The sequence below is a fragment of the Chryseobacterium luquanense genome, from assembly GCF_026460945.1.
GTDB lineage: Bacteria > Bacteroidota > Bacteroidia > Flavobacteriales > Weeksellaceae > Chryseobacterium > Chryseobacterium luquanense.
The window spans coordinates 228,271-246,187 of sequence record NZ_JAOVZV010000015.1; the positions used below are offsets into that span (position 1 = coordinate 228,271).

Sequence of the window (17,917 nt, forward strand, 5' to 3'; positions counted from 1 at the left end):
ATAAATACCTTATTAGAAAAGGAGCAAACAAAAATATTAAAATTTAAAGATAAAAATCGGGCAAAATTAATTGAGAACACATGAAAAATTTTTAACTTTACTCAAAACACAAACAATGCTGATAAAAATTTACGGAAGTTCTATCTTCGGCGTTTCTGCCCAAACCATCACGATAGAAGTGAATATTGATACGGGTGGAGTTGGTTATCATCTCGTTGGTTTACCAGATAATGCAATAAAAGAAAGTAGTTACAGAATTTCTGCCGCTCTCAAAAACGTAGGTTATAAAATCCCTGGAAAAAAAATTACGATTAACATGGCTCCTGCAGATTTGCGAAAGGAGGGGGCTGCGTATGATTTGAGCATTGCGATTGGAATTTTAGTTGCATCTGATCAGATTGTTGGCGAAAATGTTCAAGATTATATCATTATGGGAGAATTGTCTCTTGACGGAAGTTTACAACCGATAAAGGGCGTTCTTCCGATTGCAATTCAAGCTCGTGAAGAAGGTTTTAAAGGAATTATTTTACCGAAACAAAATACGAGAGAAGCCGCAATTGTAAATAATCTCGATGTTTATGGTGTTGAAAATATTAAAGAAGTTATCGACTTTTTTAATGAAGGAAAACCTTTGGAAAAAGTTGTTTTAGATACTCGAAAAGAATTTCAGGATAAAATAAATAGTTTTCCGTTTGACTTTTCTGAAGTGAAAGGTCAGGAAACAGCCAAAAGAGCGATGGAAGTTGCAGCAGCAGGAGGTCACAATATTATTCTCATTGGTCCACCTGGAAGCGGAAAAACTATGTTGGCAAAAAGAGTTCCGAGTATTTTGCCACCCCTTACTTTAAAAGAAGCTTTAGAAACAACAAAAATACATTCTGTTGCCGGAAAAATGGGAACGGAAACATCTTTAATGACTGTTCGTCCTTTTAGAAGTCCACATCACACCATTTCGGACGTAGCGCTTGTCGGCGGCGGAAGTTATCCTCAACCGGGAGAAATTTCTCTGGCACATAACGGTGTTTTATTTTTAGACGAAATGCCTGAATTTAAAAGAACGGTTTTGGAAGTGATGCGTCAACCTTTGGAAGATAGGGAAGTAACGATTTCAAGAGCGAAATTTACGATCAATTATCCCTCAAGTTTTATGTTAGTAGCTTCGATGAATCCAAGTCCGAGTGGTTATTTTCCTGATGATCCGAATAATACATCGTCTGTTTTTGAAATGCAACGGTATATGAATAAGCTTTCGGGACCGCTTTTAGACCGAATTGATATTCATGTTGAGGTTCAGAAAGTAGAATTTGAACAGTTGGCTGAAAAAAGAAAGGGCGAAAAAAGCGAGGATATCAGAAAACGTGTTTTGGTTGCTCGTGAGATTCAAAATGAACGATATAAAGATTTGTCAATCAGTTATAATGCTCAAATTGGTTCTCGTGAATTGGAGAAGTTTTGCGAATTAGATGATGCATCTTTTAACCTCATCAAATTGGCAATGGAAAAACTGAATCTTTCGGCAAGAGCGTACGACAGAATTTTAAAAGTTGCCCGAACAATTGCCGATCTTGAAGAATCTGAAAATATTTTGTCACATCATATTTCGGAAGCGATACAGTACAGAAGTCTCGATCGTGAGTTTTGGAATGTTTAATGTAAATTAATATTTATGCAAATCAAAATCTAATCTGTTATTACTTCTCTTTAATGTTTGTTTAAAATTTTCTGCTTTTTTTCGCATCACTTCGTTTGGGTCTAATCTAAATCTGAATTGATAATTGAGTCTGTTACAAAAACATCATAACTGTAATATTTAGAACCTTTGTCCGAAATATCCAGTAACATTAATTCCTTTTTTACATCAGCTCGATTTGTAGAGTCTGTAATAAAGTGATATTCGTATGTGAAGCGCTGGATTTGTGACGAACACCATGCAGAAAGTAACAAAAATAGAAATGCGTAGATTTTCATTAATAATATTTTCACTAAAAATAAATAATTTTTCACTTAAAATTGAGAAATTTAAACACAAAAAAACCGTGAAATAAAATTCCACGGTTTCAAAAATATATTTCAAAAAAATTATTTTTTCTTCTTTACAGGAGCTGCAGTTTTAATTTTAGATTTTCCTGTATCAGCCGGAGTATTTTCGTCTCTTACTAATTTCAGCTCATCTACAATTCTTCTTGCACCAGCATATTTATCAATCGTCCAAAGAACGAAACGGATGTCTACACTGATTGTTTTCTGCCAATCGTTTTCGAATACGATATCACCGCTTAAAGCTTCGCTGTTTCCGTCGAATGCGATACCGATAAGGTTTCCATCTCCATCAATTACCGGAGAACCAGAGTTACCACCTGTAATATCGTTGTTTGAAAGGAAGTTTACCGGAAGGTAACCTGCTTTATCAGCATATTGACCGTAATCTTTAGCATTTTGAAGAGCGATTACTCTTTGTGGAAGATCAAACTCTTCGTCACCCGCTTTGTATTTTCCTACTAAACCTTCCATTGTTGTGTAATAGTTGTCTGTTACACCGAAATAGTTTCTGTCGTCTCTGATTGGTAAAGTATCAATTGTTCCGTACGTTAATCTCATGGTAGAGTTTGCATCCGGATAGAATTTTTTCTCAGGCATTGCTTTCATTAAACCAGCTAAGAAAAGACGGTTGTTTTTAGCAAAACTGTCATCAAGCAAGATATATTTTTCGTTTGATGCTTTTTGATCTGCGATAATCCCTCTTGCGATTTTTAAAAGTGGATCAGCATCCAATTTTAAACGATCAGGATTCATTATATAATTAGTTACAGACGTTTTGTTTGCAAACAATGAAGAGAAAGCCAAAGTTGACAAGTTTTTAGAATCTAAAGCCGTAATTGTTGGGGATGCAACATCTGCTTTTACTCTTGTTTGATAAAGATTTACCAAAGAATTCAACATTTCTCCTTCAAGATTGGTGTTGATGTTGTCATAAGCTTCTTTTACAGCAGTTTCCAATTTAGCTTTCATTGCTAATCTTCCTGCTAAATCTTGTTTTGCGTAAGCATCTAAGGCAGGAGCCAATTGGTTTGCAAGAGCAAGATATTTAGCATTTCTTGTTAATAAAGAAGCGTAGTTTCTTTCTACATTTCTGTCTGAAACTTGTGAGTAATAGTTTTGAATTCTTTTCAAAACATCTTCATACATTTCATTCCCTGGTTGCAATGCCCAATCTTGAAATTTCTTTTCTAGCTCTCTTTTGTCAGTAATTGTACCGTTTTTTTCAACAGCATCAATTGTACCTTGTCTGTTTTTCCAATAGTTGGCTACAGAAGCATATTGAGAAGCGTAACCCAATTGAGTTGCTTTATCTTTATCCATATACTTCTTCATAATGTCCATCGCCATTTTAGAAGTCTCTACCCAAGCTGGATAGTCTTTAGATACCATTTGCTCAATTCCGTAAGAAGTTAAGTAACGGTTTGTTCTTCCAGGGTATCCTAAAATCATTGAGAAATCTCCTGGCTTAATTCCTTTTAGAGATACCGGCAAGAAATGCTTAGGTTTTAATGGAACATTGGTAGGCTTAAATTCTGCTGGATTTCCTGCAGCATCAGCATAAACTCTGAATACTGTAAAATCTCCTGTATGTCTTGGCCATTCCCAGTTATCAGTATCTCCACCGAATTTTCCGATTGATGATGGCGGTGCACCAACTAATCTGATATCTTTATAATCTTGATAAACGAAGAAATAAAACTCGTTTCCGTTGAAGAAATCTCTTACAACAACAGTGTATTTTCCGTTTTCAGAATTTTCTGTCTGAATTGCTTTCGTTTCAGCTTCAATTACAGCTCTTCTATTGGCTGCAGACATATCGTTGCTTAATTTAGAATTGATTCTCTGAGTCGCATCATCCATTCTTACCAAAAATCTTACGTAAAGATCTTTAGAGTTGAATTCTTCTTTTTCATTTTTTGCCCAGAAACCATTCTTCAGGTAATCTTTTTCCGGAGTAGAAGCCGCAGCAACCGCACCGTAACCACAGTGGTGATTGGTAAAAATCAAACCTTTGTCTGATACAATTTCTCCTGTACAAAAACCTCCGAAACTTACGATAGCATCTTTCATGCTGGAATTGTTTACAGAATAAATCTCTTCTGGAGTCAAATGCAGACCTTCTTTCTGCATATCAACACCATTAAGTCTTTTGATGAGCATCAACAGCCACATCCCTTCGTCTGCTCTCATTTGAGCAAAACCTAATAAGAAAGTGAATAGTAAAAATATTCTTTTCATTTTTTAAAATAATTTTAGTGGGGCTAATTTACTAATTTTTACTGTATTTATTATTTAAATGGTATGAAAATGGGTATCTGTGCATTATGAATAAGTTTTTAACAATATTTATCGGAGTTATTTGTTTAGGATTTGTCTTAAACTGCTCCTCGGCGAAGATGGAAAATCAGCACATTCAAAGACAATGGATGCTGGTTTCTTTTGACCAATTTTCTAAAGATCAATTGGTGAAAAACAAAGCAGAAATTAATCTTACAGCAGAAAAGAAAGACGGAAAAATAAGAGGAACGGCTTTTATGGGTTGTAACAGAATGTTTTTTAATTCTGAATTTAAATCTAAAAACAAAGCAGAGATTTCCGGAGTTGGAAGCACATTAATGGCTTGTCAGGAAATGGATTTAGAAACAAAATTTGCTCAATCATTTGAAAAAATGACTCGATATCAAATTGAAGGTCATTTTTTGACGCTTTCAGACGACAAAGGAAACCAGATGAAATTTATTGCTGCAGATTGGGATTAAATAAGATAAAGCCCGCAAAATACTACGGACTTTATCAAACTTAAAATTATAAAAGAGATAATTAATTTTTAGGAATCGTTTTTTTGATTTCCTCTAAAGTTGCCGTATTGGGAAGTCTTTGAATATTATCATTTGAACTTTTGGAAATATTTTCTTTCTTTGATGCTCTTCCCGGAATTGTTGCTAAAATTTCTTCCATTGAAGCCGTGTTTGGCAATAATTTTCCTGAATCGTTTTCAGAAGGCTGAGTTTTTTGCTTTTCTTTTACTTCAAGACCTTGCTCTGAAGCCAATCCTGTTCTTACTTTTTGTTTTGCGTTTTCCTGAGCCTCCTTCATCATTTTTGCTTCAAAATCTTTAGATTCTTTATAATTTTCGGTTTGCTGTGTTTCTACAGATTTTCTGTCTTGCTGTGCATAAATATTTAGACTAAATACTAAAAATGCGATGATATATAGTGATTTCATAAGTAGATTATTTAATGTTAACTAATACTTTTATTTTCCCGATTTCGTTTTGATTGTAGTCTTGAAGTGCTTTTCCAAGAACCTGTCCGATCTGTACTTTTTTGATGTCGGCTTTCATGGCAACTCCTGCTTTTGACGAGGTTACCAAAAGATCACCTCTTTTGATTTCACCACCTTCAAGGCAAACTTTAGTAGGAATTACTCCAATTACACCCATCGGAACCTTGTCTGAAATATCAGTGTCAACACTTTCTTCAGTCAATAAAACTCCAGGTTTTGTAGCGTAAACTCCCGAAACTAATGACGAATAGGGTTTTGAAGATTTTTCCACAGCTCTGTCACTTGAAGTGGAAATTACTAAGACGTCACCCATTTCGTATTCTGAAATATTTCCTTCCACATCAAACGCTTCTGCAAGGTCGGCGCCGCTGTTTTGAGTTCCGCCATTAAAGAATCCCGTTCCTGTTTTATTGATTCTTGCCACATTGGTACTTCCACTTTGGAAAACTGCGATATTTCCTGATGCTCCCGTATGATTTACAAACACTCCCGTTCCGGTTCCTACATTGGTTACAGAGACTACTGCTTGAGAATTTGCTGTATTAAAGTTTCTGAAATAAGCAGCGCGACCGGTTCCAAAGTTGGGAACCCAACCATAGATTGCGCTTCCGGTTCCGTCAACAGTTGCTTCTACGCCGTCTCCTGAATTTTTGGCATTAGCAGTAATTCCGTTTCCGTTTCCATTGGCTAAGGCAATTAAAGCGGGACCATTTCCTGAAGCATTACTTGCATAAAATAATCCCCCAAAACCTCCTGTTCCGGCAGATTCGCCATAAATCCCTGCGGTTCCGAAATTGGCAAACTGGGAATTAACTTTTCCTTTTACCGCCGGAGAAGTTCCATTGGTATTATCTACGAAGAAATCTCCTGCGATACCATTTCCAACTGTAGTGGAAGAAAGTGCTGTCGACGTATTTGATGTATTGAAATTTTTAAACTCTGCGGCTTTTCCTAAGCTGAATGTAGGAACCCAGCCATAAATTGCACGTCCTGCTCCGTCTACATTTGCTTCGACAGCATCACCGTCTTTACCTGCATTGGCTCTGATTGCATCACCGTTTCCATCTGTTAATGCAACTAATGCGTTACCATTTCCTGTTGCATTTGAAGCGTGAAAAAGCCCTGCAAAACCTCCTGTTCCGGAAGAAACGCCAAAGATTCCCGCCGCACCAAAGTTTCCGAAAATTGTTTTCACTTCTCCTCTTACTGCTGCACTTACACTGTTTGTGTTACTTGAAAGAAATGATGCAACGTTACCTTGAGTATTATCAGGGATATTACCATTACCATTAGATTCTACTTCGAAAGTGTTTCTGTCGTTCGTTGCAAGGAAATTTTGAAATCTTCCTGCTCTACCTTTGCTTCCGCTTACGCCGACTCTTCCGTAAACTCCAATCCCGTTTCCGGAGGTATTAGTTGCTACAAAACCATGAACACCGTAGCCACCGCCATCATTTCTTCCGACTACGGCTCCTGCAATATCACTTGTGTTTCTACCAACTACTGCTTCACCTGCACCATTATTATCGGCAATTACTCCGGCAGAAGTCTGTGCGTTGGTAATACCATGAATGGCAAAACCTGCACCTGTATTACTTACAACACCTGCACCTGTTCCTGTCGTTGAAACATTAACTACCGTTCCGTTTCCTAACGTATTGGCATTGATAACATTATTGGCATTAGCATTATTTGAGATTGAAATATTGGCTGCAATTCCATTAGTACTTGTTGCATTTAAACCAGTTCCTGTGTTGCTATTAGCATAAACACCATATCCTGCACCTGAAGAGTTTCCGTAAACTCCCAAACCTGTAGGTGTTACACCGTAAACTCCCCATCCGCTTCCTGCTTGTGAGCCCCAAACGCCTACGCCTAAACCTGCTGTTCCATTGTTGATTCCACGAACTGCAGAAGAGAATCCTCCGGGAGCAGTTTGGTTTACAATTCCTCTTACTGAAGCAATGCTTGAAGTTGTTGTATTATTAATTCCTTCCAGAGAAGTTCCGTCTCCATCATTGTTAATTGAAAACAACGTGTTTGCATTGTTTACTGATGCTGTATATGGCAAAGTGAATCCTCCTCCCGAACTGCCTGAAGTTTTTGCGTACATTGCATAAGGAACGCTTAGTAATTGGCTGGTTCCTGCGATAGAGTAGGCTGTTCCTCCTGTAGGGTCGGTTTCTGTTTTCAGATAATAATTTCCGGATGCCCAATTGATAGTCGCAAAAGTTCCTGAAAGTACCGTTCCTGTTCCTATTTCAAGACTTACCAAACCGTTTGTGTTGGTTGTTCCTGTTAATCTTTCAGAATAAACGACCGTTCCCGATGAAGATCCTTGAAGTACACTTACTTTTACTCCGATGTTTTGATTGATTAATAATTGCCCACCTGTATTTCTCATTACCGCTTGGTAACTCATTTTTTCCGGAGCCTGAGCTGAAACTAAATGACAGCCTAATAAAATTCCGACTGTTAGTAAAACTTTTTTCATGATATTATTTTTTAATGATTTTAAATGTTTTTAGGTTTTTTCCATTTTGATTGACTCTGATGATATACATCGCCGAGGGAAGAGCAGAAAAATTAAATTCCGATTTCGATTCTTTTATTTTTTCTTCTTTTAAAAGTTTTCCTGAAGAGTCAAATAGTTGATATTCAGAATTTTTGTAATCGTTTGTAGTAAAATCCAGAAAAACAAAGTCTTTAAAAGGATTCGGGTACAATAAAATGTTTTTTTTGTCTGCTGCTGGAGCTTCATTGGTCGCAAGTGTGGTAATTTCATACGCCTGTTGCACACCTTCCATAATCTGGCTGTTGCTTCCTTTGTTGTAGTAGTCGATTTGCCCGACACTGTAAGAAAGAGAGCCGTTGCTTCCTGTAGCATTTGATCCGGTGGCGAGAACTGCTTTTTGAGCATTTATATTTATCGCTAAACCAAAGACCAAAAAGAAGCTGTAAGTGAAAGTTCTTTTCATGTTATTTAATTTTAGGTTGTTAAAAATCGTTTTGAGGTTAGTCTCTGTAAATGAATTTTTTACGATGTAAAGGTAGTAGTGGAGACAGCAGATTTGTAAGAGGTAAAAAACTGGAATTTAAAAGGTGTTTTGCCTGTATTTAGATTGTCAGTTTGCATTTATTGATTAAAAATGTTATCTTGTAAATCTTATAAATTATATAGAATTTAATGTTAGAAAAGAAACAACATAGTTACGAAAAGGCAGTCTTGGTGGGAGTTGTCACACAAAACCAAGATGCAGATAAGTTACAGGAATATATGGACGAGCTGGAGTTTTTAGCCTTAACGGCGGGCGCTACGGTAGATAGACGCTTTACTCAGAATTTAACTCAGCCAGATTCTAAAACTTTTGTAGGGAGCGGAAAAGCTCAGGAAATAAAAGAATATGTAAAGGAAAACGGTATAGGTACAATTATTTTTGATGATGAATTGTCTCCTTCTCAGCTTAAAAATCTTGAAAAAGAAATTGAAGTAAAAATTCTCGACAGAACCAATCTTATCCTTGATATTTTTGCCCAGAGAGCACAGACTTCTTACGCAAGAACGCAGGTTGAATTGGCGCAATACCAATATCTGCTACCCCGATTAAGCAAAATGTGGTCTCACTTAGATAAGCAAAAAGGGGGAATCGGAATGCGTGGTCCCGGTGAAACGGAAATTGAAACCGATAGAAGGATTATTCGTGACAGAATATCTTTATTAAAGGATAAGCTGAAAATAATCGATAAACAAATGGCGACCCAGCGAAACAACAGAGGTAAGGTTGTTCGTGCGGCTTTGGTGGGGTACACAAACGTTGGAAAATCAACTTTGATGAATGCTATTTCTAAATCTGATGTGTTTGCTGAAAATAAATTGTTTGCGACTTTAGATACAACTGTTAGAAAAGTTGTTATCGGAAATTTACCTTTTCTTTTAACCGATACAGTTGGTTTCATCAGAAAATTGCCGACACAGTTGGTAGAATCTTTCAAATCGACTTTGGATGAGGTGCGAGAAGCAGATCTTTTGATTCATGTTGTGGATATTTCTCATGAAAGTTTTGAAGATCACATCGAATCGGTGAATCAGATTTTAATGGAAATAAATGCACATCAAAAACCGATGATCATGGTTTTCAATAAAATTGATGATTTCAGTTATGAGAAGAAGGATGAAGACGATCTTACGCCGGGTTCCAATAAAAATATCTCTTTAGAAGAATGGAAAAAAACGTGGATGGGTAAATCAAAATATCCTGCAGTTTTCATTTCGGCATTAACGAAAGAAAATTTCCCTGAGATGAAAAGATTGGTTTACGATGAGGTAATGAAAATTCACATTTCAAGATTTCCATACAATGATTTCCTTTTTGAATATTTCGATAATGACGAAGAGGAAAACGAAAAGGAGAATGATGAAGTTTAAATTCTTATTTTTTATTCTGATTATTCCGTTTTTGGGATTCGGTCAAAAACTTGATTTCAAGGAAATTGAGAAAAACCTCAGCGATCCGAAGTCGAATTTTAATTACGATAAACTGATTTTTAAGTTTAAAGGAATGCCTAAATCTTTAGACAGTATTGAAGCACGTAATCTGTATTATGGAAGAAATTTTAGAAAAGATAAAATTTCAACTTTAGATGATGATTTTAAAGGACTTGCAGATTCGTTTAAAGCGGGTGATTTTGAAGAATGCATCAAAAAAGGAAAAGTTCTTTATACAAAAGATCCCACCAATCTTGATGTAATTCTCATTTTGCTGAGAGCGTATGATCAGATCAAAAAAGCAGATGATTTTGTGCATCATCTTTCCCAATTGAGACTTTTGACCAATGCTATCAGAACTTCCGGTGACGGAAAATCTGAGAAAACGGCCTTTGTGGTTAATTCTGTTGGTGACGAATATATTTTTCTCAATATTATGAATGTCGGACAAGATTATTCCAGGCATTCTACAACGTACAAAGATTCGGTGATTGATGTCTGGACAAAAGACAGCAACACAATATATATTAAAGTTCTGTATATGAGCTTTTAAAATTTTTTAAAAAACTTAGTTTTGGAGTTATATTATTCATTTTCTGCGCTAATTGTATTAGCCTCTATTTTTGCTTACATTAATTACAGATTTTTAAAACTTCCGAGTACAATTGGAATCATGGTGATTGCAATTGTAGTTTCTATCATCCTCGTTTTTTTTGGTGAGAAATTTCTTCCGAAAACGTTTACTCATTTGCATGATTTAATGAGCAGTATTGATTTTACGGAGGTTTTGATGGGAGCAATGCTTAATTTCCTGTTGTTTGCGGGAGGAATTCACATTAATATCAACGATTTAAAAGAGCAGTTTCGTCCTGTCCTCATATTTTCTACAGCCGGAGTCATCATTTCGACCTTTATTGTAGGTTTTGGAATGTTTTATTTGCTTCCGTTTGTAGGGCTGCATATTCCATTTATTTACTGTTTGGTTTTCGGAGCGTTGATTTCTCCGACAGATCCGGTTGCGGTTTTGAGTGTTTTAAAACAGGCAAATGTATCAAAATCACTAGAAACAAAAATCGCCGGAGAATCTTTGTTCAACGATGGTATGGCGGTTGTGGTTTTCACGGTCGTTCTTCAGTTGGCAATTGGAAATGAAGTCGATTTAGGGATTGAAAACATCGCTATATTACTAATAAAAGAAGCAGGTGGTGGATTGTTGCTGGGAATTGTTTTGGGTTGGACGACATCAAGATTAATGCGTGAAGTTGATGATTATATTATCTCAGTTTTAGTAACACTTGCCGTTGTTATGGGAGGTTATCTTGTAGCAAGACAAATGCACGTTTCCGGTCCGTTAACGATGGTTGCAGCAGGTTTGTTTATGGGGAACTTTAGTATGAAGTTTAAAATGAAATCGATCACTCAGGATTATTTAATAAAATTCTGGGAGTTGATTGATGAAATTTTAAATGCCGTTTTATTCCTTTTCATCGGTTTTGAATTACTGATGATTAAAGATTTAAATCATTATATCATTCCGGGAATTGCAGCAATTGCAGTTGTTTTAATAGCAAGATTTATTTCAATTTGGGGTCCCACGAAATTTATGTCTTTCAGAACAAGGTTTAGTCCGCAAACTATAAAAGTTTTATTTTGGGGCGGAATTCGCGGTGGTGTTTCCATCGCTTTGGCAATGTCTATTCCGAAAAACGAGTACAGCAATGCTATTTTAAGTATTACTTATTGTGTGGTTGTGTTTTCTATTATTGTTCAGGGACTTACGATTGCAAAAGTTGCAAACCCAAAAAGGATTGCTGATGAAGAGAAAGAGCTGGAAAGTATCGCTTTAGAAGAAAGTCATTAATTATTTGTTAATCAATGAGTACAATTCTCAAAGAAATAAAAGAATCATTAGCTGTTTTGTCCATTCCAGAGAAAGCAGCTTTTTTTCCTAAATTTTTCAAAACTGGAAAAGGAGAATATGGCGAAGGTGATTTGTTTTTGGGAGTAAAAGTTCCAGATCAAAGAGCGGTTGCCAAAGAATTTTTTGCTAAAATATCTTTGGAAGAATTAGGTGAATTGTTGTCCTCCCCTTATCACGAACATCGTTTGACGGCTCTACTAATGTTGATTTCTAAATTTGAAAAAACGAAAGATTTAGCAGTAAAAGAGGAGATCATTAATTTCTATCTGAGGCATCTTGATTATGTTAATAATTGGGACTTGGTTGATACAAGTTGTTATAAAATTTTAGGTCGGTATGCTTTTGAAAATCAGAAAGAAAACTTGTTGAGAGATTTGGCAGCTTCCGACAAAATGTGGTACAAAAGAGTAGCGGTTGTCGGAACAATGTATTACGTTAAAAAAGGTTCGTTCGAACTTACAAAAGAATTTGTGACTCAAAACTTATATCATCCACACGATTTGATGCATAAAGCAAATGGGTGGCTTTTAAGAGAAATGGGAAATAAGAATGAGGCAGAATTGATCTCTTATCTGAATCAATACTACAAAGAAATGCCACGAACCTGTCTTCGTTACGCTATTGAAAAATTAGACGAAGAATTGCGACAGGATTATTTGAAAGGCAGAGTTTAAACATGATGAATTTCACATTCAGGCAAACTAAAAAGAGGTACATTTGTTTCTCAACACCGATTTATGAAAATATACTTAAAGCAGATTTTTCTGCTGATTCCCTTATTTCTTTTGACGAGCTGCTTTGATATTTTAGATAAAGTCAATGTCAAAGCCGATGGAAGCGGAGAATATTCTTTAATTCTAAATGCCAGTAAAAGCAAAACCAGATTGGCTTCTATTTCAAAAATGGAAACTGTCAATGGTAAAAAAGTTCCTAAAAAATCTGAGATTGAAAGTAAAATCAACGAAGCTGCAATGGTTTTCAAAAGCGTTCCAGGAATCTCCAACGTGAAAACTTCAATGGATTTTGATAATTATATCATTAAACTAAGTTGTAATTTCAAGAAAATTGAAAATATCAATGCGGGTTTAGAACAGTTAAAAGCCAAAAATATGTTAGGTAAAATGGTTCCGACACAGATTTACAGTCAAAGTTCAGACAGAAAATCTTTCACACGAAATAAGATTAATACTTTCAAAAGCGATTACGATAAATTGAGTAAAGCCGATAAAGAAATTTTTAACGACGCAAAATATACATCGATTTTACAGTTTGAAAACACGATTAAATCTCAATCAAATTCTGCTTATTTATTAGCTCCCAACAAAAAAGCGTTAAAGCTTGACGGAAATATATTAGACTTTATCCTTCAGAAAAAACAGATTCAAAACAACATCAACTTTCAATAATAACTAAACTCAAATATGAAATCTCTATTTTTTAAAACACAAACAATTTTCATCTTTCTCTTCGGTTTTATGCTAGTTTTTGCGCAAAATGGCTTGAAAATTCCTCAAAATTCCGTTTTTTACATGGAAGTAAACGGGAAACAATTGAATCAAAAAGTCAATTGGGAAAAATTCAATCCGCTTCTAAAAGAAATGGGCAAAAAAGACAAAAAAGCTTCATGGAATGATTATTCTAAAACGGGAATCAAGTATGATGCGACTCAATATCATTATGCCACGATGAATGATTCTGTAAAGTCTTACAATATGCGTTTTGCTTTAGATAATCAGAATAAATTTCTGGAATTTATTAATTCAATCAAGAAAAAAGGACAGGAAGTTACCAAGAAAAACAATTATTCATACATTGATATTGATAATGATGTTTTCGTAGCCTGGAGCGAAAATCGCGCAGTTTTAAGCATTATTAATTATCAGAAACCATACAAATGGGATGATGATTATGCAGTTGATAGCGCTGTTGCAGTGATTGACAGTACTGCTGTTGCAATTGATAGTGCTTATGTGGAAGAAGAAAAACCTTTTGATTATAAAGAGGAAATACAATATCTTAAGGACGATATTAAATATTTAAAACAAAGTATTAAAGATAATAATGCAGAGATTTTAAAGTTACAAAAAGATATTAAGTATCTTGAAAAACATCACAAATATCCTGAAGAAAAGAAAGAGCCGGAAGTTGCTGTTGAAGATTCTACATATGCTCCGAAAGTAGAAATTTTACCACCACCAATTTCACGAGAAGATTATTACGAAGATGAATCTCATGAACTTGATTCTAGTTACCAGAAAAAAATGGATTCGCTGAATATTGAGGAATTTAAAATCGTAAAGAAATTTGCGGAAGATAGTTTTGATCAATATTTTAATTCAAATAAGGAGATTTCTGTTACCAAAGATATGTTGAGTTTCAGAGATCCGAATTCTGATGTTTTTATTTATGCAGATTACGGGAAAATCATCAATGACGGAATCTATAAAAAAATGCCTTCCAACTTCAATTTCACAGGTATTTTAGGCAAATTATATAATTCAAATACTTCTTACAACTTGTATTTTGATAAAGACAAAGTAAGACTCGTTAATAATTACCAGCATAAAGATTCTGAAACGCAAAAGAATATTTCTGACGTCTATAAAGGCAAAAAAAATAAAAAATTGGCTGCGTTAATCAATGATAAAAGTATCGGTTATTATGTGATGAATGTGGATGGTTCTAAATATTTTGATATGATGTATGGAATGCTGAAAAATTCCGGGGATTCTGGATATCAAAAAGAAGCAGAACTGGTTATAGAAACCATGAAAATTGTTTTGGATGAAGAAGCCATCGCCAAAATCGCTCCAGGGAACGGAATCTTTGTTCTAAATGAATTAAAATCTAAAAACGTAGAATACACCGATTACGATTACGACGAAAATTACAATGAAAAAGAAGTAAAGAAAACGAAAGATGTTATGGTTCCTGACTTTACTTTTGCATTCGCTACAGAAAATGAAAACTATTGGAAACGTGTTTTTAATGTCTTGACTTCTAATAAAGCTTTTGCCAAAAACTTTTCGAAAAGTGGCGAGTTTTATGCTTTCAAAGATGAGAAAAATAAAAACACTTATGTTGAGCAATTATTTTTCACCGTAAAAGACGGAATCGTTTATGTGACGACCTCAAAAGATAATATCAACACCAATAATCAGTCTGAAATTTCTAAGCAATGGATGAAAGATTCGTCAAAATATCCTTTGTCTGGAAGATTGAATATTCAGAAGCTTTTGGGTGGACTGGATAAAGAATTTAAGAGTAAATCTGAAAAAGGGACGCTTGATATTTTAAGGAAAAATGCAGGAGAGGTTTATTTTAAAACTGAGTCTAAAGCAGGAAGTATTCAGACCGAAATGAATTATAATATCAAATCAAATTCTGAAAACAGTTTGATGTATTTCTTTGATCTGATCGAGGATTTTTATAAAAATTCACAGACTGATAAATCATCAAAAACTTTGTAATGAATTGGAAAAAAATTGTACTTGCTGTTACAATTCTGCTTTCTGTTTGTATTTATTTTCTGTTTTTCCACAAAGATAAAAATCTGAAATACATTCCTGAAAATGCAGATATTGTGGTTTTGCTTGATGTAAAAAAAGCGACAAGACAATATATTTCCAGCTTTATAACACATCCTTCAAAATGGTTTGAAGAAGGAAAAAAAGATGAAAATAAAATTTCAATAAAAAATTCGGGTCTTGAAATTCCGGATTTTCTGCAGATTTTCCATTTAAATAAAACTAATATTTCTGAATGGTACACTATTTTAGAAATTGAGGATAAAAAGAAATTTTCAGCGTTTTTGAAAAGCTGGCAATTTGTAAATGATGGAAAAAACAGGTTTAAAAATAGTCGGGTTTTTATTAAAATCGAAGGTGAAAAATGCATTGTCGGAACATCAAATTTAAATTTTAACAATATTGGAAAACCATTTTCTCAGAATTTTAGAAATAATGAATTAAATGCCGATTCGTTTTTAAAAGATGGATTAGGAAGTATTTCTTTTATTACTGAATTACGAACTCAAAATTTTTCAATTATCTTAAATGATGATGAAATTGAAGTTAAGAATGACGAAAATTCTATAAATTTTGAATCATTAATCACTGATTTAGAAAAGAAAACTCAATTTTTGCAGACTGAATTAGATTCAGAAAATATCAAAAAAATAAGTTCTTTTTTTAATAAGAATTTAAGTGATTCTATATCTGTTAATTCTTTGAAAATGAGTGCGAACCTTTTAGAAGTTAGTGATACAATAATCAGTTATGGTTATGATGATAACTTTAATGAGATTGAAAAAGTAAATTATCAGAAAATCGTTCAGCCGGATTATGAAATTTTGCTTCAATCTTCAAATCCCGATAAAACCTGGAGTTATTTCCAAAATAAAAAATGGATTAATCCACAAAACCAATTTACGGCAATTCCATTTCAGCCCAATTTAATTAGTAAAAATGGAATGCAGATTTTAATTAAATCTGCACGAAAATCTGTTAAAATTCAAGAAAGTAGAAATCAAAATTTCATCTTTGTGAAAAATAATCCGTTATTATTTTCTTCATTTAAAACTTTAAACAACCCGATTTTTAAAAACATCGAATATCTTTTTTACGGAAATAAAAATCAAGATTATTCAGTGAAAATTAAATTCAAGAAAGATAAATATCCATTAATTCTTAGATAAAAATAAATGTGTCCTCCTGAAATTGCTCTATTAAAAACATGTACGCATTACTTTCTGCATTTGGTTTTTCCTGCAGTGATTGCTCTTGTTTTTTACCGCAAATATTGGAAAAAAGCATATTTAATTCTTTTGGCAACAATGTTGGTCGATCTCGATCATTTGTTTGCGGATCCAATTTTTGATCCCAGCCGAATGAGCGTTGGTTTTCATTTTTTACATTCCTATTATGCAATTGCGGTGTATTTTTTGCTGTTATTTTTCAAAGGAAACTTAAGATTAATTGGCATCGGATTACTCTTTCACATGCTCACAGATTTTCAGGATTTTGAGTTGTGGTGTCATTAAAATATTATTAATATTTTCTCTTAAGATTGCGGTTTTCATAGATTTTTTGTATTTTAGAGACAATTATGAAGCTAAAAGAATTTCTACATTATACGTATATTTTCCCTGTCCTTTCAGTAATTTATTACTTCACCGGATTAATGGGAACTGGTACAATTTCAGACATTGTTGCGGGTATTTTATTAACAGGTAGTGTGCTTTCTGCTGTACATCATGCAGAAGTTGTAGCTCACAAAGTAGGTGAACCGTACGGTACAATCATTCTAGCGCTTTGTATCACTATTATTGAGGTTGCGCTGATTGTGTCACTCATGGTTGCAGGTGGTGAACAAGCTATTACTTTAGCCAGAGACACGGTTTTTGCTGCTGTAATGATTATTCTGAATGGTATTATTGGTATTTGTGTTTTGGTAGGTGGCGTTAAGTATTTTGAACAATATTTTGCCCGAACTTCAGCCACAACATATTTGGTAAGTATTGTATCGATTTTGGTGATTACTTTAGTTCTCCCGAATTTCACTTCAAGCGTGAACGGTCCTTATTATAATAATGCGCAGTTGATTTTTGTTTCCATTGCCTGTCTTGTGATTTATGGAGTTTTCCTGATGGTGCAAACAGTGAGGCACAGAAGCTATTTTGTACCTGCAGATGGTAATGCAGAAGAATATTTTATTCCAAATAAAACGCAGGCGATTATCAGCTTTGTATTTTTGGTAATTTGTCTTGTGATCGTTGTATTGTTGGCAAAAAGCCTGTCAAAAACAATCGAAGATATGGTGCAGAGTATGGGAGCGCCTAAGTCTCTTGTGGGAGTTATTATTGCAGGAGTTGTATTGCTTCCGGAAGGTCTTGCAGCCATCCGTGCTGCGAGAAATAATCAGATACAGTCGAGTTTAAATTTAGCTTTGGGATCGGCTTTGGCAAGTATCGGTTTGAGTATCCCGGCGATTTCTGCAGTAAGCATTATGTATGATATTCCTTTGGTTTTAGGACTTGATAAGAAAGATATTATTTTACTTACCTTATCTGTATTTATCGTGATGTTGTCCTTAAGCAGAGGAAAAACCAATGTTTTATACGGAACAGTTCTTTTAGTAAATTTAGCAGCTTACATCTTTACGGTAATCGTACCTTAATTTTAACC

At 34.5% G+C, this 17,917-nt stretch carries 16 protein-coding genes; 11 read left to right on the top strand and 5 right to left on the bottom strand.

Annotation, left to right across the window (positions count from 1 at the left end; all coding sequences use genetic code 11):
- Positions 1–115 precede the first annotated feature (115 nt).
- On the top strand, positions 116–1,651 hold the full coding sequence (locus OEA66_RS13735) for a YifB family Mg chelatase-like AAA ATPase (RefSeq protein WP_267281908.1): 1,536 nt from the start codon (positions 116–118) through the stop codon (positions 1,649–1,651).
- A 101-nt stretch (positions 1,652–1,752) separates the two neighbouring features.
- Here OEA66_RS13735 and OEA66_RS13740 read toward each other — a convergent pair whose 3' ends face one another.
- Positions 1,753–1,968 (bottom strand): hypothetical protein, encoded by a 216-nt coding sequence (locus OEA66_RS13740; protein WP_267281909.1) that lies wholly within the window; start codon positions 1,966–1,968, stop codon positions 1,753–1,755.
- Between the two features lie 111 nt (positions 1,969–2,079).
- Positions 2,080–4,278, bottom strand: coding sequence for a S46 family peptidase (locus OEA66_RS13745; RefSeq protein WP_267281910.1), 2,199 nt, complete (start codon positions 4,276–4,278; stop codon positions 2,080–2,082).
- A gap of 158 nt (positions 4,279–4,436) precedes the next feature.
- Between OEA66_RS13745 and OEA66_RS13750 the strand changes: the two genes are divergently transcribed.
- Positions 4,437–4,799, top strand: a complete 363-nt coding sequence (locus tag OEA66_RS13750; RefSeq protein ID WP_267281911.1) for an META domain-containing protein — start codon at positions 4,437–4,439, stop codon at positions 4,797–4,799.
- A gap of 61 nt (positions 4,800–4,860) precedes the next feature.
- On the opposite strand, the gene OEA66_RS13755 is transcribed toward OEA66_RS13750, so the two are convergent.
- The 3 genes from OEA66_RS13755 to OEA66_RS13765 are packed head-to-tail and all read right to left on the bottom strand — an operon-like array spanning position 4,861 to position 8,303.
- Positions 4,861–5,265: a hypothetical protein gene (locus OEA66_RS13755; RefSeq protein WP_267281912.1), complete on the bottom strand. Its 405-nt coding sequence runs from the start codon at positions 5,263–5,265 to the stop codon at positions 4,861–4,863.
- 7 nt (positions 5,266–5,272) lie between these two features.
- Complete coding sequence (locus tag OEA66_RS13760; protein ID WP_267281913.1) at positions 5,273–7,819, bottom strand: beta strand repeat-containing protein; 2,547 nt, start codon at positions 7,817–7,819, stop codon at positions 5,273–5,275.
- 4 nt (positions 7,820–7,823) lie between these two features.
- On the bottom strand, positions 7,824–8,303 hold the full coding sequence (locus OEA66_RS13765; protein ID WP_267281914.1) for a T9SS type A sorting domain-containing protein: 480 nt from the start codon (positions 8,301–8,303) through the stop codon (positions 7,824–7,826).
- Between the two features lie 209 nt (positions 8,304–8,512).
- Here OEA66_RS13765 and hflX point away from each other — a divergent pair, with 209 nt between their 5' ends.
- The 9 genes from hflX (at position 8,513) to OEA66_RS13810 (ending at position 17,909) form a co-directional block, all read left to right on the top strand.
- Complete coding sequence (gene hflX / locus OEA66_RS13770) at positions 8,513–9,751, top strand: GTPase HflX (RefSeq protein WP_267281915.1); 1,239 nt, start codon at positions 8,513–8,515, stop codon at positions 9,749–9,751.
- Positions 9,738–10,364: a DUF4919 domain-containing protein gene (locus OEA66_RS13775; protein WP_267281916.1), complete on the top strand. Its 627-nt coding sequence runs from the start codon at positions 9,738–9,740 to the stop codon at positions 10,362–10,364. The genes hflX and OEA66_RS13775 overlap by 14 nt, the downstream gene beginning before the upstream one ends.
- 21 nt (positions 10,365–10,385) lie before the next feature.
- On the top strand, positions 10,386–11,672 hold the full coding sequence (locus OEA66_RS13780; protein ID WP_267281917.1) for a cation:proton antiporter: 1,287 nt from the start codon (positions 10,386–10,388) through the stop codon (positions 11,670–11,672).
- 14 nt (positions 11,673–11,686) lie between these two features.
- Positions 11,687–12,406: a DNA alkylation repair protein gene (locus OEA66_RS13785; RefSeq protein ID WP_267281918.1), complete on the top strand. Its 720-nt coding sequence runs from the start codon at positions 11,687–11,689 to the stop codon at positions 12,404–12,406.
- 63 nt (positions 12,407–12,469) lie between these two features.
- Positions 12,470–13,138: a hypothetical protein gene (locus OEA66_RS13790; RefSeq protein ID WP_267281919.1), complete on the top strand. Its 669-nt coding sequence runs from the start codon at positions 12,470–12,472 to the stop codon at positions 13,136–13,138.
- A 15-nt stretch (positions 13,139–13,153) separates the two neighbouring features.
- Positions 13,154–15,202 (top strand): hypothetical protein, encoded by a 2,049-nt coding sequence (locus tag OEA66_RS13795; RefSeq protein ID WP_267281920.1) that lies wholly within the window; start codon positions 13,154–13,156, stop codon positions 15,200–15,202.
- Positions 15,202–16,428 carry a hypothetical protein gene (locus OEA66_RS13800; protein WP_267281921.1) on the top strand — a complete coding sequence of 409 codons (1,227 nt, stop codon included), beginning with the start codon at positions 15,202–15,204 and terminating at the stop codon, positions 16,426–16,428. The genes OEA66_RS13795 and OEA66_RS13800 overlap by 1 nt, the downstream gene beginning before the upstream one ends.
- 6 nt (positions 16,429–16,434) lie before the next feature.
- The gene (locus tag OEA66_RS13805) at positions 16,435–16,773 is read left to right on the top strand and encodes a DUF6122 family protein (RefSeq protein WP_267281922.1); all 339 of its coding nucleotides are present in this window, start codon (positions 16,435–16,437) and stop codon (positions 16,771–16,773) included.
- A 65-nt stretch (positions 16,774–16,838) separates the two neighbouring features.
- Positions 16,839–17,909 (top strand): calcium:cation antiporter, encoded by a 1,071-nt coding sequence (locus OEA66_RS13810; RefSeq protein ID WP_267281923.1) that lies wholly within the window; start codon positions 16,839–16,841, stop codon positions 17,907–17,909.
- Positions 17,910–17,917: the final 8 nt, after the last annotated feature.